26 protein-coding genes are annotated in these 23,591 nt (G+C 71.8%); 6 read left to right on the forward strand and 20 right to left on the reverse strand.

Annotated elements, in window-relative coordinates:
* Window positions 1–70: 70 nt before the first annotated feature.
* Window positions 71–358, forward strand: a complete 288-nt coding sequence (locus ACFVT2_RS24385; protein ID WP_390021429.1) for a metal-sensitive transcriptional regulator — start codon at window positions 71–73, stop codon at window positions 356–358.
* A gap of 21 nt (window positions 359–379) precedes the next feature.
* Here ACFVT2_RS24385 and ACFVT2_RS24390 read toward each other — a convergent pair whose 3' ends face one another.
* From ACFVT2_RS24390 to crcB, 7 genes are all read right to left on the reverse strand, one after another.
* A complete protein-coding gene (locus ACFVT2_RS24390; RefSeq protein WP_390021325.1) occupies window positions 380–1,126 on the reverse strand; it encodes a sulfite exporter TauE/SafE family protein in 747 nt (248 codons plus the stop codon).
* Complete coding sequence (locus ACFVT2_RS24395; RefSeq protein WP_390021326.1) at window positions 1,123–1,344, reverse strand: hypothetical protein; 222 nt, start codon at window positions 1,342–1,344, stop codon at window positions 1,123–1,125. Before ACFVT2_RS24395 ends, ACFVT2_RS24390 begins: the two co-directional genes overlap by 4 nt.
* A 53-nt stretch (window positions 1,345–1,397) precedes the next feature.
* The gene (locus tag ACFVT2_RS24400; protein ID WP_390021327.1) at window positions 1,398–2,765 is read right to left on the reverse strand and encodes a rhodanese-like domain-containing protein; all 1,368 of its coding nucleotides are present in this window, start codon (window positions 2,763–2,765) and stop codon (window positions 1,398–1,400) included.
* A gap of 149 nt (window positions 2,766–2,914) precedes the next feature.
* A complete protein-coding gene (locus ACFVT2_RS24405; protein WP_390021328.1) occupies window positions 2,915–5,296 on the reverse strand; it encodes an ATP-binding cassette domain-containing protein in 2,382 nt (793 codons plus the stop codon).
* 214 nt (window positions 5,297–5,510) lie between these two features.
* Window positions 5,511–5,921 carry a VOC family protein gene (locus ACFVT2_RS24410; RefSeq protein ID WP_390021329.1) on the reverse strand — a complete coding sequence of 137 codons (411 nt, stop codon included), beginning with the start codon at window positions 5,919–5,921 and terminating at the stop codon, window positions 5,511–5,513.
* Window positions 5,922–5,931: 10 nt separating this feature from the next.
* On the reverse strand, window positions 5,932–6,375 hold the full coding sequence (locus tag ACFVT2_RS24415) for a helix-turn-helix transcriptional regulator (RefSeq protein ID WP_390021330.1): 444 nt from the start codon (window positions 6,373–6,375) through the stop codon (window positions 5,932–5,934).
* Between the two features lie 47 nt (window positions 6,376–6,422).
* Window positions 6,423–6,797 (reverse strand): fluoride efflux transporter CrcB, encoded by a 375-nt coding sequence (gene crcB, locus ACFVT2_RS24420; protein WP_390021332.1) that lies wholly within the window; start codon window positions 6,795–6,797, stop codon window positions 6,423–6,425.
* A 611-nt stretch (window positions 6,798–7,408) separates the two neighbouring features.
* Between crcB and ACFVT2_RS24425 the strand changes: the two genes are divergently transcribed.
* Complete coding sequence (locus ACFVT2_RS24425) at window positions 7,409–7,942, forward strand: MarR family winged helix-turn-helix transcriptional regulator (protein ID WP_390021334.1); 534 nt, start codon at window positions 7,409–7,411, stop codon at window positions 7,940–7,942.
* Between the two features lie 15 nt (window positions 7,943–7,957).
* Here the strand turns inward: ACFVT2_RS24425 and ACFVT2_RS24430 are convergent, their stop codons facing one another.
* The 11 genes from ACFVT2_RS24430 to ACFVT2_RS24480 all read right to left on the reverse strand — a co-directional run bounded on the left by ACFVT2_RS24430 (window position 7,958) and on the right by ACFVT2_RS24480 (window position 18,022).
* Window positions 7,958–8,983, reverse strand: a complete 1,026-nt coding sequence (locus ACFVT2_RS24430; RefSeq protein ID WP_390021336.1) for a Rieske 2Fe-2S domain-containing protein — start codon at window positions 8,981–8,983, stop codon at window positions 7,958–7,960.
* A 2-nt stretch (window positions 8,984–8,985) separates the two neighbouring features.
* Window positions 8,986–9,213: a recombinase-like helix-turn-helix domain-containing protein gene (locus tag ACFVT2_RS24435; protein WP_390021338.1), complete on the reverse strand. Its 228-nt coding sequence runs from the start codon at window positions 9,211–9,213 to the stop codon at window positions 8,986–8,988.
* A 52-nt stretch (window positions 9,214–9,265) separates the two neighbouring features.
* Window positions 9,266–10,201 carry a PDR/VanB family oxidoreductase gene (locus tag ACFVT2_RS24440; protein WP_390021339.1) on the reverse strand — a complete coding sequence of 312 codons (936 nt, stop codon included), beginning with the start codon at window positions 10,199–10,201 and terminating at the stop codon, window positions 9,266–9,268.
* Window positions 10,202–10,214: 13 nt separating this feature from the next.
* Window positions 10,215–11,840: a thiamine pyrophosphate-binding protein gene (locus ACFVT2_RS24445; protein ID WP_390021340.1), complete on the reverse strand. Its 1,626-nt coding sequence runs from the start codon at window positions 11,838–11,840 to the stop codon at window positions 10,215–10,217.
* Between the two features lie 9 nt (window positions 11,841–11,849).
* Window positions 11,850–12,632, reverse strand: a complete 783-nt coding sequence (locus tag ACFVT2_RS24450) for an SDR family oxidoreductase (protein ID WP_390021341.1) — start codon at window positions 12,630–12,632, stop codon at window positions 11,850–11,852.
* A 33-nt stretch (window positions 12,633–12,665) separates the two neighbouring features.
* On the reverse strand, window positions 12,666–13,430 hold the full coding sequence (locus ACFVT2_RS24455; RefSeq protein ID WP_390021343.1) for a 3-oxoacyl-ACP reductase family protein: 765 nt from the start codon (window positions 13,428–13,430) through the stop codon (window positions 12,666–12,668).
* Complete coding sequence (locus tag ACFVT2_RS24460) at window positions 13,423–13,944, reverse strand: cupin domain-containing protein (protein WP_390021345.1); 522 nt, start codon at window positions 13,942–13,944, stop codon at window positions 13,423–13,425. The genes ACFVT2_RS24455 and ACFVT2_RS24460 overlap by 8 nt, the downstream gene beginning before the upstream one ends.
* 9 nt (window positions 13,945–13,953) lie before the next feature.
* On the reverse strand, window positions 13,954–14,736 hold the full coding sequence (locus tag ACFVT2_RS24465; RefSeq protein WP_390021346.1) for an alpha/beta fold hydrolase: 783 nt from the start codon (window positions 14,734–14,736) through the stop codon (window positions 13,954–13,956).
* A complete protein-coding gene (locus ACFVT2_RS24470; protein WP_390021347.1) occupies window positions 14,733–15,542 on the reverse strand; it encodes an aspartate dehydrogenase domain-containing protein in 810 nt (269 codons plus the stop codon). Before ACFVT2_RS24470 ends, ACFVT2_RS24465 begins: the two co-directional genes overlap by 4 nt.
* Entirely contained in the window at window positions 15,539–16,471 is a 933-nt protein-coding gene (locus ACFVT2_RS24475) for a VOC family protein (RefSeq protein ID WP_390021349.1), read from the reverse strand. Before ACFVT2_RS24475 ends, ACFVT2_RS24470 begins: the two co-directional genes overlap by 4 nt.
* A 66-nt stretch (window positions 16,472–16,537) precedes the next feature.
* The gene (locus ACFVT2_RS24480) at window positions 16,538–18,022 is read right to left on the reverse strand and encodes an aldehyde dehydrogenase (RefSeq protein ID WP_390021350.1); all 1,485 of its coding nucleotides are present in this window, start codon (window positions 18,020–18,022) and stop codon (window positions 16,538–16,540) included.
* A gap of 198 nt (window positions 18,023–18,220) precedes the next feature.
* On the opposite strand from ACFVT2_RS24480, the gene ACFVT2_RS24485 reads away from it, so the two are divergent.
* Entirely contained in the window at window positions 18,221–19,612 is a 1,392-nt protein-coding gene (locus ACFVT2_RS24485) for an MFS transporter (protein WP_390021352.1), read from the forward strand.
* 88 nt (window positions 19,613–19,700) lie between these two features.
* Here the strand turns inward: ACFVT2_RS24485 and ACFVT2_RS24490 are convergent, their stop codons facing one another.
* Entirely contained in the window at window positions 19,701–19,934 is a 234-nt protein-coding gene (locus tag ACFVT2_RS24490; RefSeq protein ID WP_390021353.1) for a hypothetical protein, read from the reverse strand.
* Between the two features lie 386 nt (window positions 19,935–20,320).
* Between ACFVT2_RS24490 and ACFVT2_RS24495 the strand changes: the two genes are divergently transcribed.
* Complete coding sequence (locus ACFVT2_RS24495; protein ID WP_390021354.1) at window positions 20,321–20,617, forward strand: hypothetical protein; 297 nt, start codon at window positions 20,321–20,323, stop codon at window positions 20,615–20,617.
* A 33-nt stretch (window positions 20,618–20,650) separates the two neighbouring features.
* Here the strand turns inward: ACFVT2_RS24495 and ACFVT2_RS24500 are convergent, their stop codons facing one another.
* Entirely contained in the window at window positions 20,651–21,454 is an 804-nt protein-coding gene (locus ACFVT2_RS24500; protein WP_390021356.1) for an AraC family transcriptional regulator, read from the reverse strand.
* A gap of 108 nt (window positions 21,455–21,562) precedes the next feature.
* Here ACFVT2_RS24500 and ACFVT2_RS24505 point away from each other — a divergent pair, with 108 nt between their 5' ends.
* Both ACFVT2_RS24505 and ACFVT2_RS24510 read left to right on the forward strand, forming a co-directional pair.
* On the forward strand, window positions 21,563–22,357 hold the full coding sequence (locus ACFVT2_RS24505) for a TSUP family transporter (RefSeq protein WP_390021358.1): 795 nt from the start codon (window positions 21,563–21,565) through the stop codon (window positions 22,355–22,357).
* Window positions 22,358–22,925: 568 nt separating this feature from the next.
* The gene (locus tag ACFVT2_RS24510; protein ID WP_390021359.1) at window positions 22,926–23,435 is read left to right on the forward strand and encodes a DUF1269 domain-containing protein; all 510 of its coding nucleotides are present in this window, start codon (window positions 22,926–22,928) and stop codon (window positions 23,433–23,435) included.
* Window positions 23,436–23,591 lie beyond the last annotated feature (156 nt).

Genomic DNA, 23,591 nt, shown 5'->3' on the forward strand with positions numbered 1-23,591 from the left:
ATCCTTGTTTGTCGCCGCCGTCCCGAACCGGGACGTACAGTACCCCTAGGGGTATTTTCGAGGAGTGATCGTGGAACTGGATCTTGAAGGCGCGTCCCTGAAGGCCGTGCTGAACCGGCTGCGGCGCGCGCAGGGGCAGATCTCCGGCGTGATCCGGATGATCGAGGAAGGACGGGACTGCGAGGACGTCGTCACACAGCTGGCCGCCGCCTCGCGGGCACTCGACCGGGCCGGTTTCGCGATCATCGCCACCGGTCTACAGCAGTGCGTGGCCGACATCGAATCGGGCCGTAAGAACGGTGAGGACAGCGAGGCGATGCGCGCGCGGTTGGAGAAACTGTTCCTGTCGCTGGCGTAAGGCATTCCCAGCGTGTGGTCATCACACCACCGCGTCCAGCAACATGCCCCCGGCCACCGCCAACAAGACCAGGGCGAACACCCGTTGAAGGGTGTGCCCGGACAGTTTCGCCGCCAGGCGTTTGCCGTCCCAGGCACCCAGGATCGCCGCCCCGGCGAACGGCCCTATGACGGCCCAGTCCAGGCTGTCGGCCGCACCGGTACGCATCGCCAGCGCTGCCAGCGAGTTGACGGTGATCACCAGCAGGCTGGTGCCCACGGCCGCCCGCATCCGCATGCCGAGGACGTTGACCAGCGCGGGAACGGCGAGGAAGCCCCCGCCGACGCCGAGGACGCCGGTGACCGCGCCCAGTCCGACGCCGGCCGCCGCCGCGCGGCCCGGCCGTACCCGAACGGTGCCCGCCGAGGAGTTGCGGGGCTTGAGCATGCGGATCGCGGCAGCGGCCGCGACCGCGGCGAAGGCCACGGTCAGCACGGCTGGCGGGAGGCGCCCGGCGAGTGCGCCGCCCAGCATCGCCGGAACGATTCCGGTGGCCGCGAACAGCAGCCCCGTACGCCAGACGACGTGCCCGTCGCGGGCGTGCGCGAACAGGGCGGTGGCGGACGTGACGGTGACGATGACCAGGCTGGCGGTGGCGGCGGCGACGGGCGGGAAGCCGAGCAGGTAGATCAGGGCGGGGACGGCCAGCACGCTCCCACCGCCCCCGAGCGCTCCGAGCGCCAGACCGATGACGGCGCCGGTGATCAGGGCGAGTATCGCTGCGCTCACGCGACGGCCCCGTTCCCGCCCCGCCAGTCCACGACCGGCAACCCCGCCCAGGCCCTCGGCCACCTGCCGCCCAACACGTCAGCCCGGTAGGGCTCGCGCACATCGAGCAGCTCAGCGGACACGGTGTTGTCGGCGGCGTGCGTGGGCCCGGTGCGGGCGGCGGCCTCCTGCGCGGTCACCCGCGCCGCGCCGCCTCGGCTACGTCCGGACAGGCTCATGGTGATTCTCGTTCCTGTTCGCTTTCCCGGTCGGTGATCTGCGGCGGCTGCCATCAGTGCCTGCGGATGGGAAGCCCGGCCTTCTCGGCCGAGTCGAAACCGTCGTCGACGGCGACGACGTCGCGCCCCGCCGCATCCAGCAGGGAGGCGGCGATGGCGGCCCGCATGCCGCCGGCGCAGTGCACCCACACCTGTCCTCGGGGAACCTCGTGGAGGCGGCGGTGCAGCAGGTGGACGGGGAGGTGAACCGAGCCCTCCACGTGGCCCGACGCCGCCCGTTCGGCGTCCCGACGCACATCGAGGACGACCACGCCGTCCTTGTGGTGCTTCGCGAGATCGGCGAACGTGGCGCGCGGGAAGGAGGCGAGGGCCTCGCCCCTGCGTGCCCAGTCCGACGGCTCCCCGGTGGCCGCGGCGGCCGGACGGTCGATGCCGACCCGTACCAACTCCCGCTGGGCTGCGGCGAGTTGCTCAGGCGACTCGGCGAGCAGGGTCACCGGCTTGCCCCACGGGATCAGCCAGGCCAGGTAGGTGGCGAGCTGCCCCTCGGCCTCGAAGTTGAACGAACCCGCCACGTGCCCTTCGGCGAAGGCGACCCGGTTGCGCAGGTCCACCACCCATTCCCCGGCGGCCAGCCGGGCGGCGATCTCCTCGGCGTCCGCGACGGTGGGCGGGCTCAGGTCGACCGGCGCGGGTCCCGCCGCGTTGGCGGGACTCATGTGCGCGTAGTACGCGGGAACGTCGTCCAGGACGGCCAGCAGGGCGGCGACGAAGCCGTCGACGTCACGGGTGAGCGCCTCGTTGGAGGTCTTCTCCTTGCCGATCGTGGTGGACTCGCCCTGCGCCTGGCCGGACGAGCAGAAGCTGCCGAATCCGTGCGTGGGCAGCACCGCCGTATCGTCCGGCAGTTCGTCGGCCAGACGGTGTGCGGAGGCGTGCTGGGCCCGGGCCAGTTCTTCCGTCAGCCGTGGTTCGACCAGGTCGGGCCGGCCTACGGTGCCGATCAGCAGCGAGCCGCCGGTGAACACCGCGACGGCCGTGCCGTTCTCCTCCAGTGCGTAGGAGGTGTGGTGCGGGGTGTGGCCGGGTGTCGCCAGTGCACGCAGGGTCAGGCCGGCCGTGGTGTCGACCTCGCGGCGGTCGCCGTCGTGCACGGGCACGCGCTCGTAGGAGACCCGGGCCGCGGCGGGGACGAGGTAGGCGGCGCCCGTGATGCGGGCCAGCGCCAGGCCGCCCGTGACGTAGTCGTTGTGGACGTGCGTCTCGACCACGTGGGATATCCGCACCCCGCGCCGTGCCGCCGCCGCTATCACCCGGTCGATGTCACGGGGCGGGTCGACCGCCACCGCGGTCCGCTGGCCCCCGGCCAGATAGCTGCGGTTGCCGAGCCCGGCCACCTCGATCGTGTCGACGAAGAACATGCGCTGCTCCCATTCGTGGAAAATTACCCCCCGGGGTATGTTTCGAAGGTAGCACGAGTACCCGGGGGGGTATTTTTCGAGGCAGGGAAGCCGCACGAGAGACACGAGAGGACTGGACGAGAGTGGACTAGCTGGAGGAGTACCTGGTGTCAGGCGCCCACGTACTCCGCGAGGTGCTCGCCGGTGAGGGTCGAGCGGGCGGTGACGAGGTCCGTGGGCGTGCCCTCGAAAACGACCGTGCCGCCGTCGTGGCCTGGGCCGGGGCCGAGGTCGATGATCCAGTCGGCGTGTGCCATGACCGCCTGGTGGTGCTCGACCACGATCACCGACTTGCCGGCGTCGACGAGCCGGTCGAGCAGGCCGAGCAGGTGCTCGACGTCGGCGAGGTGCAGGCCGGCGGTCGGCTCGTCGAGGACGTATACGCCGCCCTTCTCGGCCATGTGTGTGGCCAGCTTCAGGCGCTGCCGCTCGCCGCCGGACAGTGTGGTGAGCGGCTGACCGAGCTTGAGGTAGCCGAGCCCGACGTCGGCGAGCCGCTCGACGATCCTGTGCGCGGCCGGGGTGCGCGCCGCACCGTCGCCGAAGAACTCCTCGGCCTCGGCCACCGACATCTCCAACACCTCGCTGATGTCGCGGCCGCCAAGGTGGTATTCGAGGACCGACGCGTCGAACCGCTTGCCCTCGCAGTCCTCGCAGGTGGTGGCGACCCCGGCCATCATCGCCAGGTCGGTGTAGATGACCCCGGCGCCGTTGCACGTCGGGCAGGCACCCTCGGAGTTGGCGCTGAACAGGGCCGGCTTCACGTCGTTCGCCTTGGCGAACGCCTTGCGGATCGGGTCGAGCAGTCCGGTGTACGTCGCCGGGTTGCTGCGCCGGGAGCCGCGGATGGGGCTCTGGTCGACCGAGACGACCCCCTCGCCGGCCGGGATCGAACCGTGCACGAGCGAGCTCTTGCCGGAGCCGGCGACGCCCGTGACGACGGCGAGCACCCCGAGCGGGATATCGACGTCGACGTTGCGCAGGTTGTGCGCCGAGGCACCGCGGATCTCCAACGTGCCGGTGGGCGTGCGCACCGTCTCCTTGAGGGTGGCGCGGTCGTCGAAGTGGCGGCCGGTGACGGTGTCGCTCTTCCGCAGCGCCTCGACGGTGCCCTCGAAGCAGACGCTGCCGCCGCCCGAACCGGCGCCGGGGCCGAGGTCGACGACGTGGTCGGCGATCGTGATGGTCTCCGGCTTGTGCTCCACGACGAGCACGGTGTTGCCCTTGTCGCGCAGCCGCAGCAGCAGGTCGTTCATCCGCTGGATGTCGTGCGGGTGCAGGCCGGTGGTCGGCTCGTCGAAGACGTACGTGGTGTCGGTGAGCGAGGAGCCGAGGTGGCGGATCATCTTGACGCGCTGCGCCTCGCCACCGGACAGCGTGCCCGCGGGCCGGTCGAGCGAGAGATAGCCGAGGCCGATCTCCACGAACGACTCCAGGGTGTGCTGGAGCGCCGTGAGCAGCGACGCCGCCGACGGCTCCTTGAGGCCGCGGACCCAGGCGGCCAGGTCCCTGATCTCCATCGCGCAGGCGTCCGCGATGCTGATCCGCTTGATCTTCGAGGCCCGGGCGCCCTCGCTGAGCCGGGTGCCTTCGCACTCGGGGCAGGTGGTGAAGGCGACCGCCCGCTCCACGAACACCCGGATGTGCGGCTGCATCGCCTCCTTGTCCTTGGCGAGCATCGACTTCTGGATCCGCGGGACCAGACCCTCGTAGGTCATGTTGATGCCCGCGATCTTCATCCTGGTCGGCTCGCGGTGGAGGAAGTCGTGCAGTTCCTTCTTGGTGTACTTGCGGATCGGCTTGTCCGGGTCGAAGAAGCCCGATTCGCTGTAGAGCCGGTAGTTCCAGCCGCCCGCCTTGTAGCCGGGGATGGTGAGCGCGCCCTCGGCGAGCGACTTGGCGTCGTCGTAGAGCTGAGTGAGGTCGAGATCGGTGACCGAGCCGCGGCCCTCGCAGCGCGGGCACATGCCGCCGGTGCGGTTGAAGGTCGCCTTGACCGCCTTCTTGTTTCCGCGCTCGACGGTGATCGCGCCGGCCGCCCGGACCGAGGGGACGTTGAAGGCGTACGCGCTGGGCGGGCCGATGTGCGGCTTCCCGAGCCGGCTGAAGAGGATGCGCAGCATGGCGTTGGCATCGGTGGCGGTGCCGACCGTCGAGCGGGGGTCGGCACCCATCCGCTGCTGGTCGACGCTGATCACGGTGGTCAGTCCTTCGAGGACGTCGACCTCGGGCCGCGCCAGGGTCGGCATGAAGCCCTGCACGAAGGCGCTGTAGGTCTCGTTGATCAGCCGCTGCGACTCCGCGGCGATCGTGTCGAACACCAGCGAGCTCTTGCCCGAGCCGGAGACTCCGGTGAACACCGACAGCCGGCGCTTGGGGAGCTCGATGCTGACGTCCTTGAGGTTGTTCTCGCGCGCACCGTGCACGCGGATCAGATCGTGGCTGTCAGCAGCGTGCCGCGCGGGCGTCCGCGGGTCCGTCCTCTTGGCCATGCTCTTCGTCTCTCCATCTGTGCGTTGCGCGGGGCCGCCCGCGCGGTCTCCGGGGGCGTGGCAGGGACCGGTCGGGCGGCTGGTTCACCTCGCGCCGGGCCTGGCGGCGGTGCGAGGTGACTACGGAACCAGCGGGTCGGCGTGGCCGGCGCATCCGGGCCTCGGCCGGTGTGCGCGGCGGAGGGTCAGGTCATCGCCGTGATCGCGGGACGGCTCAGCTCAGTTCCTGGATCCGGATCAGATTGCCGGCCGGGTCACGGAAGGCGCAGTCGCGGACGCCGTACGGCTGCTCGGTCGGCTCCTGGACGACCTCGGCGTCGCTGGCCTGCACCTTCTCGAAGGTGTCGTCGAGGTTCCGGGTGGCCAGCAGGATCCAGCCGTAGGTGCCCTTGGCCATCATCTCGGCGATGGTGCGGCGCTCGTCGTCGGTGATGCCGGGGTCGGCGGCCGGCGGCGCCAGGAGGATGGAGGTGTCGGGCTGGCCGGCGGGGCCGACGGTGATCCAGCGCATCTTGCCCTGGCCGACATCGTTGCGGACCTCGAAGCCGAGGATGTCGCGGTAGAAGGCCAGGGAGGCGTCCGGGTCGTCGTGCGGGAGGGAGCTGAGGTGAATGGTGATGTCCATGGCCGAAACGCTAGCCGCGGCCCGGGGGCGGCGCTTCTCGATTCCTGATCGGTCTGGTCACCTGCTTCGCCACGCAGGACGGGATGCCCGCGGTCGCCTGCGCCGCCAGTCGCCGGTAGGCGCTGGGCGGCATGCCGACCAGTTCGGTGAAGCGGGTGCTGAAGGTGCCCAGGGACGCGCAGCCGACCGCGAAGCAGACCTCGGTGACGCTGAGGTCGCCGCGGCGCAGCAGCGCCATGGCGCGCTCGATGCGTCGGGTCATCAGGTAGCTGTACGGCGACTCGCCGTAGGCCAGCCGGAACTGTCGGCTGAGGTGCCCGGCCGACATGTGCACGCCACGGGCGAGCGCCTCGACGTCCAGCGGCTGCGCGTAATCCCGGTCGATCCGGTCGCGGACGCGTCGCAGCAGTGCGAGGTCGCGCAGGTGCTGCGCCGAGGGCGGGTTGCCGGTCACCTGGAAAATCGTGCCACACGCCCCGGAACGGCGGTCGAACGCCCGGGTCAGTGCCCGAGCGCCGCCACCAGTGCGCCACCGGCGAATGCCGCGCCGAGCCCCGCGACGATGCTGCCGACGACGTTGGCGGTGGCGTAGCGCCCCGCCCCGGACTCGACCAGGCGCATCGTCTCGTAGGAGAACGTGGAGTACGTGGTCAGCGCCCCGCACAGGCCGGTGCCCAGGAGCAGTTGGAAGGAGTGCGGGGCGGCGCCGCGGGTGACGGCGCCGGTCAGGACGCCCAGCACGAAGCAGCCGACGACGTTGACGGTGAAGGTCCCCCAGGGGAACACGGTGTCGTGCCGTTTCTGGACGGCGCGGTCGGTCAGGTAGCGCAGGGGCGCGCCGACGGCGGCGCCGGCTATGACGAGCAGCCAGTTCACTTCGTGGGTTCCTTGTCGCGGTTCATGGGTTCCTTGGTGCAACTCGTGGGTTGCTTGGTCCGGCACGGGCCCGGCCGCCGGTCGGTAGGCGCTCGACGTCGACGGAGTAGGTCGAGAACGTGGTGAAGCCCCCCAGTAGCGGGCGGACGCGCCCAGCATTCCGCCGCACGCGACCACCGCCATGACGGGCAGGTGCGAGTGCCGGGGAGCCGGGTGCCGGGCGGACAGGGGGAGTTCGACATCCGGATCGGTGGGTTCCACCACGGCCGGCGCCTTCGGGGTCTTCAATCGGTACACGTCTCCTACTCGCCGGACGCCCGCCCGGAGGCGGGTACGCCACATCGCAAGTAGGGACCGTTGGCGGCACGGACTGCCGCGGTTCGGGTACGGCGGGCCCCACCGCCGCGCGACCGTCCGGGTGTCCGGAACCAGATGTCCGAAAGCGACGGCCGCTGTCGCGACAGCGTACACGGCCTCCCTGTTGATGTGGACCCGTCACCGCCACTGACGGGTCCAGCGCCTCAGGGGTAGGATTTTCAGGGCTGAGGGACCTGCGCATCGCCGGCTGACCTGCGACGGCGCGGTCCTGCGGGTCTGACGAGGGGACGGGGATGGCGGAGCGCAGGGCGACGGCGGAGCGGGACGCGGTGGCGATGGTCATCGAGGACTGGGCGCGGGAGCGGCCCGAGCTGGACACCACTCCGCTGGAGGTCCTGGCCCGACTGCACCGCTCGTTCCTGCGTTACAGCACCCGCCTGACGGCGTCCATCGAGCGCCACGGCCTCTCGGTGGCCGGTTTCGACGTGCTGACCGCACTGCGGCGGTCCGGTCGGCCGTACCGACTGACCGCAGGGCAGCTCGCCGACTCGGGGCTGGTCTCGTCCGCCGGGGTCACCCTGCGGATCGACCGGTTGGAGAAGGACGGGCTGATCGTGCGGGAGCGGGACGCCGAGGACCGCCGGGTGGTGTACTCGCGGCTCACCGACGAGGGGCTGGCCAAGGTGGACGAGGTGTTCGCCGAGCACCTCGACAACGAGCGTCGGATGCTCGGCGGGATGTCCCCGGCCGAGTGCCGCCAGCTCGCACGGCTGTTGGGCAAGCTGGAGCACTCGATCCTCGCGTCGGACGAGGAGCCCGCCGGCTGAGGTCGCGGGGTCCGATCACCCCACGGGGGTGGTCGCCGTGGTCTGCTGCTCGGCCTGGGAGCGGAGCAGGCGGCGGAGCCGCACCACGCCCAGGTCGTGCTGGTAGAGGTTCTCGCGCTGGTCGGCGTCGGCCGGCATGGCCTCCAGCATGACGCGGTCCTGTTCCAGTACCTCCCAGTGCCGCTCCTCGATGAGGGTCTTGTAGAGGAACCGCCAGGTGTCGCGCTGCCAGCCCTGTACGCGGCGGTAGCGCCAGAAGAAGACGCCGGTGCGTCCGGTGTCCACCGGGCAGGCCATGCCGACGATCCCGAAGGCGCCGCCGGGGCCCGCGGAGGGCGGGTAGGGAATGGACAGGTCCACCCAGTCGACACCGGTGCGGCACAGCTCGACCCAGTCGAAGTTGACGCCCCGCTGGTCGGTCTTCTCGAAGAAGTAGCCCCGATCGGTTTCGCGGATGCGGAACTTGGCCGTGGTGTCCCCGTCGTACATGGTGTGCGACTCGCGGTGCAGGAACGCGCCGTGCATCGGGTCGAGGAGGTTCTCCATGGCGTACCGCCAGGGGACCTCCCACTCGGCGTAGCAGAGGATCGGCTCGACGTCGGGGTCGTCGAGGGGGTCGGGGAGGGTCAGTTCGGCCGGTTCGGGGTGCCGGTCGTCCCCGAAGTAGGCGAGGACCGCGCCGGCGACCTCGCGGACCGGCAGCGAGGTGACGAGCTTCTTCCCTTCGAGGGCGCACCCGGGCAGGCCGGGTACGGACACGACGGTGCCGTCCGGCGCGACCTCGACGCCGTGGTACCAGCAGGCGACCCGGTCCCCGAGGTGCTTGCCCAGGGACAGCGGGGCGCCGCGGTGCGGGCAGCGGTCGGCGAGCAGGGCGAGAGTGCCGTCGGAGCGGCGGAACAGCAGCCATTGTTCGCCGAGTGCGGTCACCTTGCGCATCGCGCCGGGGGCGACGAACGACGACGGGACGACGGGGTGCCACTGGTTGCGCAGGCCGTTGGCGTAGATGTGCTCGGCGGTGTCGGTGGTCGACAGGGTCATGGTCAGGCTCCCAAGCGGTGCATCTCGGCGCGGAAGGACTCCTCGGTCCAGGGGGTGCCGTCCGGGGCGTGGATCTGACGGGCATTCAGTCCACGGATGACGTCGGCGAGTTCGTGGCCGTCCTTGGTGAAGACCTCTTCGAGGGTGGCGGCCAGTTTGTACTCGTAGGGGGTGGGTTCGCGTGTACGGGACTGGTGGGGGTCCAGGTACGGCCGGGGGGTGGTGGTCATCGGGGCCTCCAACGGTCTGGGCACGGGTCGTCGGGTCACAGTTGTCGTCGGGTCACAGATCGAGGACGAGGCGGTCGGTCGCGCAGCGCGAGACGCAGATCATCATGGTCGCGTTCGCGGTGTGCTCGGCCTCGCTCAGCAGGGAGTCGCGGTGGTCGGGGGTGCCTGCGAGCACCCGGGTCTCGCAGGAGCCGCAAATGCCGTCCCGGCAGGAGCTGTTGACGAGGATGCCCGCGTCCTCCACGGCCTGCAAGACAGAGGTGTCGGCGCCGACGGTGAGGGTGCGGCCGGAGGCGCGGCACTCGACTTCGAACGCCTGGTCCGCGCCGGTGCGCTGCACCACGGGTGCCGCGAAGCGTTCCACCCGCAGGCGGTCGGCGGGGCACAGCCGCTCGATCGCGGCCAGCAGCGGTTCCGGTCCGCAGCAGTAGACGAGGGTGCCGGCGGGCAGGTCGGTGAGCGCGGCCGCCAGGTCGAGGTGTCCGTGTTCGTCCTGCGGGACGATCGCCACCTCGCCGCCCAGTGCGGCCAGTTCGTCGGTGAAGGCCATCGAGGCGCGGCTGCGGCCGCCGTAGACCATCCGCCAGGCGGTGCCGCGCCGGGCGGCCTCGCGGGCCATGGCCAGCAGCGGGGTGATGCCGATGCCGCCGGCGACGAACACGTAGCCGGGGGCGTCCTCCAGGGCGAAGTGGTTGCGGGGCGGGGAGACCGGGACGGTCTGGCCGGGGCGCAGCCGGGTGTGGACGTGGCGCGAACCGCCGCGGGAGGCGGGTTCGTCGAGCACGCCGATCCGGTACGTCGTGGCGGAGCGCGGGTCGCCGCACAGGCTGTACTGGCGGATCCGGCCGCCGACCTCGACGTCGATGTGGGCGCCGGGGGTCCAGGCGGGGAGGGGTTTGCCGTCGGGGTGTGCCAGTTCGACGGAGAGGACCCCGTCGGCCTCCCAGGTCATCCGGCGCACGATCAGGTGCACGGGCGTCTCGCTCATCTCGGCTGGCTCCTCACTGACCCGGGATCTTCACGGGCGGGGTGAACGGGTTCTTCATCGGGCCCAGCGCCGTCAGGTCGACCTCGACGAGCACCGGCCCGTCCGACCCGACGGCCTCGGCCAGCACGGGCGCGGCGTGCTCCTCGGCGGCGATCCGCAGGTACGGCAGCCCGCAGGCGCCGGCCAGCCGTTCGAAGTCGGGGGTGGTGAGGTCCACCCCGCAGCGGCGTTCGCGGTGCGCGTCCTGCATGTTCCGCAGGACACCGTAGCCACCGTCGTTGAAGACCAGCAGGGTGAGCCGGGGGCGTTCCTGGGCGAGGGTGAGGAGTTCGCCGAGGTGGACGGCGAGGCCGCCGTCGCCGGCGAGGACGACGGTGGGGGTCTCCGGTCGGGCGAGGGCGGCGCCGATGCCCATGCCGAGGCCCTGGCCGATGCCGCCGCCGCGCGGGAAGACGTTGTCGCGCGGGTCGTAGAGCTCCAGCAGTCGGTTGCCCCAGCTGCTGGACGGGATGGTGACGTCGCGGGCGACGACGGCCGCGCGGGGCAGTGCGGCGCGGAGCGCGTCGCAGAGCGCCGCTTGCGGGCCGATGGCGTCGTGGAGGGTGGCTCGCACCTGTGCGCGGACCGCGGTGATCCGGTCCGTCCAGGCCGGCTCGGCCGGTGCCGCGTGCGGCAGCAGCGCCGCGAGGACGTCGGCCGCGTCGCCGTTCAGCGGGTGCCGGGTCGGGTACGCCCGGCCCAGCGCGGCGGCATCGAGGTCGATCTGGACGTGGGCGGCGGGGAGTTCGAGTGCGTAGTCGGCGGTCTCGTTGGAGCGGAAGTGGGTGCCGATGGTCAGCAGCAGATCGGCGTCGGCGAGCAGGGCGCGCACCGGCGGGGTGGTGGCGAAGTTGCCGATGACCTGGGGGTGGTCCTCGGGCACCGTGCCGCGTCCGGAGTTCGAGGTGAGCAGTCCCGCGCCGGTCGCGGCCAGCAGGTCGGCGAGTGCGGTCCTGGCCCGGGTCGCTCCGCCGCCGGCCCAGATCAGGGGTCGGCGCGCCGAGGCCAACAGGGCGCTGGCGGCAGCCAGTTGGTCCGGTGCGGGAGTCCGCACGGCGGGTGCGGTCCGCTCCACCGCGGCGTCGGTCTGGGCCGCGTACTGGAGGTCGATCGGCCACTCGACGCTCGCGGGTCCGCCGGGTGCGGTGCGTGCGGTGTGCGCCGCCCGGCGCAGGATCCGGCCCGCGTCGGCGGCGGACGGCACGGTGGCGGCGTACGCGGAGACCGCCGTCAGCATGCCCAGTTGGTCCTTGGTCTCGTGGATGTAGCCGCGGCCGCCGCCCAGGTACCGGCTCTCCACCTGTCCGGTGACGTGCAGCACGGCGGTGCCCGCGCTGAGCGCCTCGATCAGCGATCCGGCGGCGTTGCCCGCGCCGGTGCCGGTGGAGGTGAGGGCGCAGCCGATGCCGCCGCGGGCCCGCCCGTAGGCGTCGGCGGCGTTCACCGCGGTCGCCTCGTGGCGCACCGGGACGAACCGCAGTTCCCGGTCGACGGCTTCGACCAGCGGCAGGTTGTGCACGCTGACGATGCCGAAGACGGTGTCGATGTCGAGTTCCCGTAGGACGGCGACGAGGAGATCGCCTCCGTTGTCGTAACGCATGGGGTCTCCTCAGAGGATGGAGCGGCCGACGCCGCCGCAGACGTCGATGCTGGTGCCGGTGATGTACGAGGCGCGGGGCGACAGCAGCGTGACGATCGCGTAGGCGACCTCCTCGGCGCGGCCGAGCCGGCCGAGCGCGATCCCGCGGTCGGCGGCGAGTTGCGCCTGCCAGTCCGAGTAGCTCCGGCCCGAGTCCGCCGCGGCGTGGCGGCGGGTCCACTGGCCGGTGTCGATCAGGCCCAGGCACACGGAGTTGACCCGGATGCCGTCGGCGGCGAGTTCGACGGACAGGGACTTGGAGAGGTTGAGGATGCCGGCCCGGGCGGCGCTGGTGGTGATCAGACCGGGCTCGGGCTGTTTGGCGAGGACGGCGTTGACGTTGACGACGCTCGGTGCGGGCGCCGCCGTCAGGTGCGGGCGGGCCGCGTGCAGCGGGTTGAGGACGCCGAAGAACTTCAGCTCCAGTTCGTCGCGCCAGTCGTCGGCGGTGGACTCGTCCAGGCCCGTCATCCGGGACTGGCCGGCGTTGTTGACGAGGCCGTCGATGCCGCCGAACGCACCGGCGGCGTGCTCGGTGAACTCGCGTACCGCGTCCGGGTCCCGGACGTCGCAGACGGCCGTCAGCAGTCGGTCGCCGTCGAGGTCGGCCGCCGCCCGGGCGAGGCGGTCGGCGTCGCGCCCGCAGGTGGCGACCCGCGCGCCTTCGTCGAGGAGGGCGCGGACCGTGGCCAGGCCGACGCCCGAGCTGCCGCCGGTGACCACGATGGTGCGGTCGGCGAGGCCCAGATCCATGTCAGTTGTCTCCTGTTGCTCGGTGCACCGTGGTCAGTGCATGGTGAAGCCGCCGTTGACGGCGATCACCTGTCCGGTCAGATAGCGGGACTCCTCGCCCAGGAGGAAGGCGACCGTGCCGATGAGGTCGTCGGGCCGCTGGGGGCGGGAGATCGCCCGGTTGGCGCGGTAGAGGTCGTGCCGTTCGGTGGGCACGGTCTCGGTGGCCTCGCACTCGGTCAGGCCGGGGGCGACCGCGTTGACGGTGATGCCCTTGTCGCCGAGTTCGCGGGCCATGGCCCGGGTCAGTGCGATCACGGCGCCCTTGGAGGCGATGTAGTGGGCCAGGCGCGGGGAGCCGTACAGGGCCGCGTCGGAGGCGAGGTTGACGATCCGGCCCGGTCCGCCGTGGGCGAGGAGCTGCGGCAGCAGGGCCTTGGCCACCAACCAGGGGCCGCGTGCGTTGACCGTCATCAGCCGGTCCCAGTCCGCGACGTCGATGTCCCAGAACTCCTTGCCGCCCACGCCGTTGGCGAGCGCCGCATTGTTGACCAGTCCGTACAGCGGCCCCAACCGGCCGGTGAATGCGGCGAGTTGCCGCACCGAGTCCGGGTCCGCGACGTCGCAGTGCGTGAAGTGGGCATCGATGCCCTCGTCGCGCAGCGACGCCTGCGCGGCCCGGCCCCGCTCCTCGTCCACCTCGGCGAGGGCGACCCGGAAGCCGTCCTGCCCGGCCCGGCGGGCCATGGCCAGTCCCAGGCCGCGGCCCGCCCCCGTGACGACGACGGTCCGGCCGCCGGTCGCGCGCCGCTCAGTCACGGGTGACGCCGTGCATCGGCGAGTGCTCGGGGTAGGTCGGCACCTGCGGCTTCCGGGTGCCGATGACGACGCAGAACAGCGCGTCGGTATCGCCCTCGTTCTTCAGGGAACGGGCCACCCCCGCCGGGACGACGATCATGTCGCGGTAGCCGAGGGTGCGGTACTCCACCTCGTCCGTGCCGCGGTGGATGCCGACCCGCACCCGGCCCTCCAGGACGAAGAAGGCTTCCTCGACGTCGTGGTGGGTGTGCTCGGGGCCCTCGGCCCCGGGCGGCAGCAGCATGTTGGAGAAGGTGAACCCGCCGGACGGGAGGATCCGGTTGTCGCCCTCGTGGTTGCCGGTGGCGCCGGAGCCGACGTAGCGGATCTGGGCGCGGCGGTACTGGTCCCCGGCCTTGGCCTGGAAGGCGAGGGTGTTCCAGTCGGGGTCGCGGGAGTCCTTGGTCGCGATGAGCGAGTCGGTGTACGCGGCGAGGTCTCCGCCGTTGTCGTAGTCGGTGCTGGTCAGCGGCATGGTGCGCTCCTAATCGGGGATGCGGGCGGTGATGCGGAGGTGGGAGAGCACCCAGGCGTTGAAGCGCGCGGGTTGCTCCTGGTTGGCCAGGTGACCGGCGTCCTTGACGATCACGTAGGCGGTCTTGTGGACGGCACCGGCGATCGCCTGGGAGGCGTCGGGGCCGGTGACGCGGTCCTGGTCGCCGCAGAGGACGAGGGTGGGCGCGGTGATCCGGGCGAGTTCGCCGCGCAGGTCGGCGGCGGCCATCGACGCGGCGGCGGACCTGTAGCCGGGCAGGCGGACGGCTTCCGCCATGGTGTCGGTCACCCGCCGGACTAGTGCGGCGGGTGCCTGGGCGGAGATCAGGCGGGGTGCGCGTCGTTCGGCGAACGCCCGGGGCCCTACCTCGGCCAGCTCCGTGGCCCGGGCCCGCATGGCGGCGGCCTTCGCCGGGTCCGTCCCGGAGCCTGGGCTGGAGTCGGCGACGATGAGGGACGCGACGAGTTCGGGATGGCGGACGGCGAGCCGCAGTGCGATCACCCCGCCCCAGGACACCCCCAGGACGTGGGCGTTCCCGCCCCGCGCACGGATCAGGCCGGCTGCCGTGTCGGCGTAGTCGTCGAGGGTCAACGGGCCTTCGGGGTCGGGCGACTTGCCGTATCCGGGGGCGTCCCAGGCGACGACCCGGGCGTACCGTCCCAGTTCGGCGAGCTGTGGGGCGAACGCGGCCGACGAGGAGCCGATGCCGTGCAGGCACAGCAGCAGCGGTCCCCGGTCGCCGGCCTCGTCGAGGTGGACGGCGGCGGTCACAGGATCTGTCCCGTCCGTCCGGCCAGGGCGGCGAGGCTGCGCAGCACGGCATGGGGCACGACCTGGCTGGTCGCCGGGTTGCCCGGGTCGGGCAGGTGCGCGACGTCGAAGCGGTACGTCCCGTGCGGCCCGGACGCCTCGATGACGTGCCGGGTGTGGTGGGCGCCGGGGTCGGCGACGACCCGGACTCGCACGGTGTCCAGGTCACCGACGGCCAGGGCGACCGAGGCGGCGACGTTCGTCGACTTGGGGAACTTCACCGGGATGTCGCGGGCGGTGCCCGTCATGACCTCGACCGGCCCGGTCGCGGTGCGCAGTCGGGTCAGCAACTCCTGGTCCATCCACGGCTGTTCGAGGGTGGTGGGCAGTTTGGTGGTGGTGAGCCGCACCTCGTGCAGCGGGCCGAGGGCGCGTACGGCCTGGAGGAGGTCGAGGCCGCCGACGGCGCCGCCGGTGAAGTACACCCGGCCCGGTCCGGCCGCGAGCAGCCGCTCGGCCAGGTCCTCGTCGGTCAGTGCGCCGGTGGAGGCGATCAGCAGGTCGGTGCCGGAGGTGAGGACCTGCTCGCCCCAGGCACGGACGACGCCCTGTCCGGCCGCTTCCACGATCAGGTCGCAGCGTTGCAGGGCCTCCTCGAAGGTGACTTGCGGCGCGGGTGCGCTGTCGCCGAGGGGGCGGTTGTCGACCAGGCACGCCAACGCGGCGCCGGGGATGCGGTGTGCGGCGAGGGCCGTGCCGACGACGCGGCCGATGGCGCCCCAGCCGACCAGGCCGACCTGGCGGGTCCGAGGGGTGCGGGGGGTCATGCGGTTGTCTCCTCGGCGGATGCGGCGAGCGGGCCGGGGTCGAGGGTGCCCGCCATGTGGCAGCGGATCTCCGGGGAGGGTGGGCCTGCCGTGCCCCACAGGTCGGAGAGTTCGGGGGTGCGCCGCCACACCTTGGCGATCCAGCGGTCCTCCACCACCTGCGCGACCTCGGAGGTGTACTCGCAGACCAGGCCGGTCGGGTCGGTGAAGTAGGAGAAGGTGTTGTCGCCGGGGCCGTGCCGGCCGGGCCCCCACTGGGGGGTGATGCCGTGGTGGCGCAGGCGGCCCAGGCCCCGCATGAAGTGGTCGACCGACCGCATCTCGTAGGCGACGTGGTTGAGCGAGGCCCACTCGGCCTGGTTGAAGGCGATGCAGTGGTGGTCCGCGTTGCAGCGCAGGAAGGCCATCTGGTGTTCGGACCAGTCGGAGACGCGCAGGCCGAGGACGTCGCAGTAGAAGGCGACGGACGCGTCGATGTCGGTGGTGTTCAACACGGCGTGGGTGACCCCGACCGGGACCGCCTCGTCCCGGCCGCCGGGCCGGACGGCCCAGGTCTCGGCGGACAGTTCGACCAGGCGTCCCTCGTGGTCGGTGAAGCGCAGGCCGTAGCCGCCGCCGACCTGGTCGAGGCGGCCGGGCCCGGCGACCGGTGTGATGCCGCGGGCGAGCAGGCGGCGGGCCGCCTCGTCCACCTCGGCGGGGGTGCCGACCGCGAAGGAGATCCGGCCGAGGCCGAGGCGGTGGGAGCGGGTCAGGTGGAGCGCGTGGTGCTCCTCGCCGGTGCCGCGCAGCCACACGGCGTCGCGCTCGGACTCGACGACCGCGAGCCCCCACGCCTCGGCGTAGAAGTCGGCGGCCTCGCCGAGGGTGGGGGTGAGCAGTTCGACCGAGCGCAGGGCGCGCAGTCGGGCAACGGGGGGTTGGGGCATTGGCTTCTCCGGCAACTGGCGTCAGGGGCTGGGGAGTTGGGGACGAGCAGAGGGCCGCGGTGAGGGTCAGCCGGCCCAGGGCAGGGGCGCGTCGGAGGTGCCCCAGTACAGGGACTTCTGCCGCTGGTAGGCGCGGATCGCGTCGCGGCCCTTCTCGGTGCCCAGGCCGCTGTCCTTCATTCCGCTGAAGGGGGTGGAGATGCTGAACTGCTTGTAGGTGTTGATCCAGACGGTGCCGGCGTCGATGCGGCGCGCCAGGCGCCAGGCGGCCCGGTGATCACGGGTCCAGATGCCGCACGCCAGTCCGTACACCGAGTCGTTGGCCTGGCGGACCAGGTCGTCCTCATCCTCGTAGGGCAGGGCGATCAGCACCGGGCCGAAGATCTCCTCCTGGCACGCCCGGGCGGAGTTGGGGAGTCGGTCGATGACCGTCGGCAGGTAGTAGGCACCGTCCCGGTACGCGTCGCCCTCGGGCACGGCGCCGCCGCACCGCACCCGGCCGCCCTCCGCACGCGCGAGATCCACGTACCGGGCGACGGCGTCCCGGTGCCGGTGGTGGACGAGCGGACCGACCTGGGTGCCGGGGTCGGTACCGGGCCCGACGCGCAACTTCCGTACCCGCTCCACGAGTTCGTCGACGAACGCGTCGTAGACGTCCCGCGCCACGAACAGTCGCGACCCGGCGATGCACGACTGGCCACTGGATGAGAAGATCCCGAACATCACCCCGGCCAGGGCCTGTTCGAGGTCCGCGTCGGCCCGGACGACGGTGGGTGACTTGCCGCCCAGTTCGAGCGAGGCGGGGATCAGCTTGGCGGCCGCGACCGCCGCGATGGCCCGGCCGGTGTCCGTCCCGCCGGTGAAGCCGATCCGGCCGACCAGGGGGTGCCTGACGAGCGCCTCGCCGACCACCCGGCCGCTGCCCGGCAGTACCGACAACAGCGCTGCCGGCAGCCCCAGTTCGTCCAGTGCGCGGGTGATCAGGCGGCCGAGGGCGAGGGAGACCAGCGGCGTCCAGGCGGCGGGCTTGAGGAGGACCGCGTTGCCGGCGGCGAGCGCGGGGGCGATCTTCTGTGCGTCGCTGGCGACCGGCGAGTTCCACGGGTTGATCGCCGCGACCACGCCGATCGGCTCGTACACGCTCATCGTGAGGTACGCGCCGCGCGACGGGGTGAGTGCGTCCTGTGCCGTCTCCAGCGCGGCCGCGGTGTAGCGGAAGGTGGCGGCGGCACTCAGGGCGAGGGCCCGGGTCTCGGTGCGGGTCTTGCCGGTGTCGGCGGTCTGGACCTCGGACAGTTCGTCCGCCGCCTCCTCGATCAACTCGGCGATGCGGTGCAGCAGTCGGGCGCGCCGGTGGGGCAGGAGGGCGCGCCAGGCCGGGTCGGCGGCGGCGCTCGCACCGGCCCGGGCGGCTTCGTCCACCTCCTCCACCGAGGCCGCGCGGAGGACGGCGAGGACCTGGCCGGTGGCCGGGTCCACGGTCGTCAGCGGGGCGCCCGCACCGGGGCGCCACTGCCCTCCGATCAGGATGTCGGTGGAGAAACGCGGCACGACGGACCTCCCGGACCGGTCGGCGGATGGGTGTCGCTCCGAGCGCTGGCGACTCCGAGCGCTAGAAACCTAAGGGCTTAAATATCTCGCGGGCAAGACCCACGGCACCGGAAAATAACTTTGCGCTTAACCATTGACCGCTTAGGCAACTGTTCCTACTGTCTCCGCAACTTCTCTGTTCGCGGAAGGAACCCCTCCATGACGACTGTGGCCGGCCGGCCCGCCGCGGGACCAGCGGGATCAATCGCCGCACGGCTCGAACGACTGCCCCACTCCCGCTGGCACGTCAAGGTCCGCTGCCTGATCGGCGCCGTCACCTTCTTCGAGGCGTTCGACCAGCTGATGGCCGCCTCCGCACTCCCCGTCCTGGTACGGGACTGGCACCTGACCACCGGCCAGGCCACCTTCGCCGTGACCGCCGGCTCGATCGGCATGCTCCTGGGCGCCCTGGCGGCCGGCTCGCTGGGCGACCGGATCGGCCGGGTGCGGACCGTCGCACTGGGCGTCGCCGTCACCGCACTCGCCAGCCTCGCCGTCGCCCTCGCCCACGGCATCGGGACGTTCGCGCTCTTCCGGTTCGTCCAGGGCCTGGGCATCGGCGGCGTCGTCCCCGTCGCCGCCACCTACATCAACGAGATCGCACGCTCGGACCGGCGCGGCCGCTTCGTCCTGCTCTACGAGATGATCTTCCCGGCCGGCCTGGCCGCCGCATCCCTGGTCGCCGTGTGGGTGGTGCCGCACCTCGGCTGGCGGGCGATGTTCGTGATCGGCGCACTGCCGGCACTGCTCGCCGGCGTCCTCCCCCGGCAGGTCGCCGAATCCCCGCGCTGGCTCCTGGCGCGCGGGCGGACGGCAGAGGCCGAAGAGGTCCTCGTCCGGATCGAGGCGGAGGTGGCACGGGCCACCGCCGCACCCCTGCCGGAACCGGCCACCGCCACCCCGGCGGCCGCGGCCACCACCGGCGAGGTCGGCCAGGGGCGCCTACGCGAACTGTTCCAGGGGCGCTACCTGCGCCGCACCGTAGTCGTCTCGGGCCTCTGGTTCGCCGCCTACTACGTCAATCACGGTATCTCCACCTGGCTGCCGTCCCTCTACACCAAGAACTTCGGCCTGGACCTGACCACCGCGCTGGTCTACACGCTGCTCAGCAATGTCACCGGCCTGCTCGGCACGCTGGTGGTCGCGCTCGTGATCGACCGCATCGGCCGGCGCCCGGCCCTGGTCGCCGCGTTCGGCGGCACCGCACTGGCACTGGCGACCCTCGCACTGGCCGGAGCCGTCTCCGGCGCTCAGGTCGCGGTGTTCGCGTCCGGCACGACGTTCTTCGTCTACGCGATCAACGCCGGCCTCTACCTCTACTCCCCCGAGCTGTACCCGACGCGCAACCGCGCCAAGGGCGCCGCCTTCGGCGGACTCTGGAACCGGGCCGGCGTCATCCTCGGACCGATCGTCGTCGGCACGATCCTGGGGGCCGGCGGCAGCCTGACGCTGGTCTTCGCCCAGCTGGCGTGCCTGGCCGCGGTGGGCGCGGTGATCGCCCTGTTCGCCGTCGAAACGAAGGGCAGAACCCTGGAAGAACTCAACGCCTGAACCTCAACGGCTGAACCTCAACGCCTGGATCTCAACGCCTGAACCACGCCGGTCGACAGGGCGACGAACCGGTCGCGGAGTGCTGTGCTCACACGCTCCTCCAGAAGCCGCGCAGGGCGGTGGGCAGGTGGGCGGCGTGCGCCAACTTCCGTACGCCGCCGTCGGATACGTCCTCGCGGTACAGCAGCAGGCGCTTGAGCGAACCGGTGAACGGGGCAGCGAGCAGGGCCCCGGCTCCGTCCGCGCCGATCCGGTTGTACCGGAGGTCGAGTGTGGCGAGCTGCTCGAAGCCCACCAGGGCGCGGAGGCCCCTTCGATCCATTCGACGCCGACCGTGGTTTCGACGCCGACCGTAGTGGCGAAGCCGTACCGGCGCCCCAGGGCCTGCACCCCCTGCGGCACCTCCGCGTCCCAGTCCTTGTGGTGCCTGGCCACCAACTGGTCGATCCGACGGCGGAGTTCGTCGCGATCGGCCGGTCTGGCGTGCGCGTGGCGTCGTTCCGGCAAGCAGGCGAACAGGCCGCGCGCCGGGCCGATGGGTTGGCTGGTGGTCAGGTGCGCGGGCGGAATGCAGGATGATCCACTGGAGGGAGTGCCAGGCATGGAGGGGCGGCGGTGACTGTGGCGGGGACGGATGTGCGAAGCGGTGAGGGCCGGAAGGTGCGGGGTGGCCTGTGGTGGCCGGCCCTGGTGAATCTGCTCCTCGGAGTGCCTGTGATGGTCCCGCTCTTCCTGGCGCGGTGGCTGGTGATCGAGTACCTGCCGATGGACTGCCGGACGGTGGCCGAGGCAGCCCGGCCCGGGCTCGCCAACTGCAACTACAGCACCATCGATCACGCGGATGTGGTGATGTTCCTGCTGGCGGTGTCGGGGCTGCTCCTGCTGGTGCTGGTGGCGGTCGTGGATGTGCTGTTGCCGCTGCGGCGGGGCGGGCGGTTGGGGTGGTGGCTCGGCGCGGCCGGATTGCTTCCGGTGCCGTTCGTGACCGCGCTGGCACTGGTGTGACACCGGGCACGGGAACCGCGCGACGTCCGGGGGTCAGGGCGCGGGACGGCGGGTGCGGCTGGGATCGCCGTCCCGGTGGGCCGCGGTGAAGCGGGACGGCGGCAGGCCGAACGCGCGGGTGAAGGCGGCGGTGAACGCGGCCGGAGAGGCGTAGCCGAGGCGGCCGGCGACCTCGCTGACGGACGCGGTGCGCAGCAGCGGAACGGCCGCGAGCAGGCGGGCGCGGCCACGCCAGACGGCGGGACTCTCGCCGGTCTCCGCACGGAAGCGACGGGTGAAGGCCCGTTCGCTCATGGCCACCCGGCCGGCCCACACCGCGTTGGTGACGCCGACGTCCGGGGCGGCCAGGTAGCCGCGGCAGAGCGCCGCCAGATCGGCGGAGGAAGGGATCGCGACGTGGAACGGGAGGGGGGTACGCGCGGCGATCTCGTGCAGGAGGAGCGTGGCGATGCACCCCTCCCGCCCGGACAGGGCGTAGTCGACCTCGAACTCGACGGCGCTCAGGAGCAGTTCCCGCAGCAGTGCCGGCACGTCCACGACCGTGCAGGTGGCGGGCCACCAGGGGACGGCGTCCGGCTCGATGTACAGGCTCCGGGTGCTCACCCCCAACATGCGGACCCGGTGCTGAGTGGCGGCCGGAATCAGCACGGCACGCTCGGGCGGAACGGTCCAGGTGCCCTCCGCGGTGTCGACGACCATGACACCGGTGGCGCCGTACAGGAACTGCGCGCGTCGGTGCTCGTGCCAGTCCAGTACGTGGCCGGATGGGTAGTCGGTGCCGATCGGGAGGACCGCCCGGTCGACGTGGTCGACGGCGTCCAAGGAGACGTTCTTCACCCGGCCACGGTAATGGCCGGATGCACAGTGGCCGAGACTCGAAGGTTTGGTGCCGACCTTCGCATGCGAGAAGGCCGGTGGAGCTGGTGGGGTGGTCCCGTGGACGTTATGGCATTGATCGGAATCGGACTCCTCACCGGGGTGACCACCGTGTTGTTCGGGTTCGGCGGCGGATTCGTCGCGGTCCCGGTGGTGGTGTGGGCGGACGCCGCGCTCGGCACGGACGCGATGCGGGTGGCGACGGCCACCTCGGCCCTGGTGATGGTGGTGAACGCGGGGTTCGCCACGGCCGTCACACCGCGGCGGGTGCTCGCCGCCCTCCGCGGCAGCGGCCGGCTGCTCCTCCTCCTGGCGGCCGGCGCCGCGGCCGGCGCGCTCGCCACCCGCCTCGCCCCGGCCGCCCTGGTCCGCTGGGCGTTCATCGGGTACGTGGCACTCACCGTCGTCGACCTGCTCGTACGCCCCGGTTTCCTGCGCCCGCGCGCACAGGCCGAGGCAGCCCCCGCCGTACCGCGGCCGCTACCGGCCCTGCTCGGCGCACCCATCGGGGCGGTCGCGGCCTTCCTCGGCGTCGGCGGCAGCGTCATGACCGTGCCCGCGGTACGGCGGGCCGGGCACCCGATGCAGGTGGCAACCGCGCTGGCCAACCCCCTCACCCTGGCCATCGCGCTCCCGGCCACCGTGGTCTCCCTGGGCGGCGCCGCGCTCCCGACCGCCGGCGACGCGCACGTGCACCTGATGGGTCTCATCGACCTCGGCGCCGCCGCGGCCCTGCTCGTGGGGGCCTTGCCGGTGATCGCGGTACTACGACGGCGCCCACCACGAATCCCCGACCGGATCTACGCCCGCACCTACGTCGGACTGCTCGCCTTGGTGGGGGTGGCAATGCTGCTGTCGGGCTAGATGGATTGACCCGCAGGGTTGTTTACGCGCCCAAGCACGACCTGTCCGATCCGATAGGCCGCCTGGGAGCGGCCCGCCGACACCGCTCGGGAGGCGGACCAACCAGCGGCACGGCCAACGTGGTCGGCCTGCTCACCCACTCACCCGCTCAGGTACGGGGAGCAGGCTGACCAGCTTGTACAACTCGATGGCCCGCTCTTCGAGCATCTGCGTCCTAAGACCACGCCCTATGTGGTGAGGGGTTGGCTTTCCTATGTGGTGCGGGTTCGCTGCTGTGGTGAGGGTTCGCCGCGATGGGGACGGCACCGTCGGGCTATCGAACGCACCCTCTCCCGGCTGACTCGACGAATCGGTATTCCCTACTCCACGGAAGAACCGCAAGGCGAGGCCGACACAGATGGTTCTCGGCGGTCTACGCCTCGCGCATGAAGTGCACACGGTGGTACGCGGGGTCTAGCTTGAAGAGGGAGGAGGCGAGCACGCCCGACCGTAGACGCCAGGCACCGACACCGCATGACGTGTCCGGTCACTCGTGAGCCGGTCGCCTTCTGAGGCGAGGGAGGCACCCATGTCAGACTTGATCATCATCGGGTACGAGAACGCGGAGAAGGCCAGGCAGGCCGAAAGACGCATCCAGGACCTCGAACGCCAGCACGTCGTCACCCTCACCGGCTTGGCCGTGGTCACCTCCGACGCCAACGGACACACATACGTCGACACGCACGACGACATCCCGCGCCGAGCCGTCGCCACCTCGGCCACCGCGGGAGCACTGTGGGGACTGGTCATCGGCATGCTGTTCCTCATGCCGGCCATCGGGCTGCTGGGCGCCGCTCTGGGCGGACTGGCAGGCAAGCTGAGCCAGTCCGGTCTCGACAAGCGGTTCCGCGACCGCGCCCATGAGTTGCTCGAACCGGGCAAGGCCGCCGTCGTCGTCATGACCACAAAGCTCAGGGAGGACCAGTTCGCCGCCGCCCTCAAGCCGTTGGGCGGAACGGTACTGAAGACGTCACTGTCGCAATCCGACGAACACGAACTGACGCAGCAACTCGTCGGGCGGAGCCCGCAGGCAGCCTGACAGGCACTGCACTCCCAGGCACTCCGCTCCCAGGCACAACACTCCACGGCACTCCGCCGTCCGAACAGGCAGCACGATCGCCACAATCGCCACGTCCGCATGGGGCTCACCCCCGGTCGCCTCGGCGATCGACTCCAGATCGACGCCCCTCGAACC

Origin of the sequence: Streptomyces sp. NPDC058000 (genome assembly GCF_042886435.1) — a bacterium.
GTDB lineage: Bacteria > Actinomycetota > Actinomycetes > Streptomycetales > Streptomycetaceae > Streptomyces.

Coding starts and splice junctions, on each gene's coding strand:
- ACFVT2_RS24395 (WP_390021326.1), bottom strand. CDS start 1,344: ATGAGCCTGTCCGGACGTAGCCGAGGCGGCGCGGCGCGGGTGACCGCG.
- ACFVT2_RS24460 (WP_390021345.1), bottom strand. CDS start 13,944: ATGCCGCTGACCAGCACCGACTACGACAACGGCGGAGACCTCGCCGCG.
- ACFVT2_RS24470 (WP_390021347.1), bottom strand. CDS start 15,542: ATGACCCCCCGCACCCCTCGGACCCGCCAGGTCGGCCTGGTCGGCTGG.
- ACFVT2_RS24410 (WP_390021329.1), bottom strand. CDS start 5,921: ATGGACATCACCATTCACCTCAGCTCCCTCCCGCACGACGACCCGGAC.
- ACFVT2_RS24405 (WP_390021328.1), bottom strand. CDS start 5,296: ATGGCCAAGAGGACGGACCCGCGGACGCCCGCGCGGCACGCTGCTGAC.
- ACFVT2_RS24485 (WP_390021352.1), top strand. CDS start 18,221: ATGACGACTGTGGCCGGCCGGCCCGCCGCGGGACCAGCGGGATCAATC.
- ACFVT2_RS24510 (WP_390021359.1), top strand. CDS start 22,926: ATGTCAGACTTGATCATCATCGGGTACGAGAACGCGGAGAAGGCCAGG.
- ACFVT2_RS24435 (WP_390021338.1), bottom strand. CDS start 9,213: ATGACCACCACCCCCCGGCCGTACCTGGACCCCCACCAGTCCCGTACA.
- ACFVT2_RS24475 (WP_390021349.1), bottom strand. CDS start 16,471: ATGCCCCAACCCCCCGTTGCCCGACTGCGCGCCCTGCGCTCGGTCGAA.
- ACFVT2_RS24400 (WP_390021327.1), bottom strand. CDS start 2,765: ATGTTCTTCGTCGACACGATCGAGGTGGCCGGGCTCGGCAACCGCAGC.
- ACFVT2_RS24445 (WP_390021340.1), bottom strand. CDS start 11,840: ATGCGTTACGACAACGGAGGCGATCTCCTCGTCGCCGTCCTACGGGAA.
- ACFVT2_RS24440 (WP_390021339.1), bottom strand. CDS start 10,201: ATGAGCGAGACGCCCGTGCACCTGATCGTGCGCCGGATGACCTGGGAG.
- ACFVT2_RS24430 (WP_390021336.1), bottom strand. CDS start 8,983: ATGACCCTGTCGACCACCGACACCGCCGAGCACATCTACGCCAACGGC.
- ACFVT2_RS24450 (WP_390021341.1), bottom strand. CDS start 12,632: ATGGATCTGGGCCTCGCCGACCGCACCATCGTGGTCACCGGCGGCAGC.
- ACFVT2_RS24505 (WP_390021358.1), top strand. CDS start 21,563: ATGGCATTGATCGGAATCGGACTCCTCACCGGGGTGACCACCGTGTTG.
- ACFVT2_RS24490 (WP_390021353.1), bottom strand. CDS start 19,934: ATGGATCGAAGGGGCCTCCGCGCCCTGGTGGGCTTCGAGCAGCTCGCC.
- ACFVT2_RS24425 (WP_390021334.1), top strand. CDS start 7,409: ATGGCGGAGCGCAGGGCGACGGCGGAGCGGGACGCGGTGGCGATGGTC.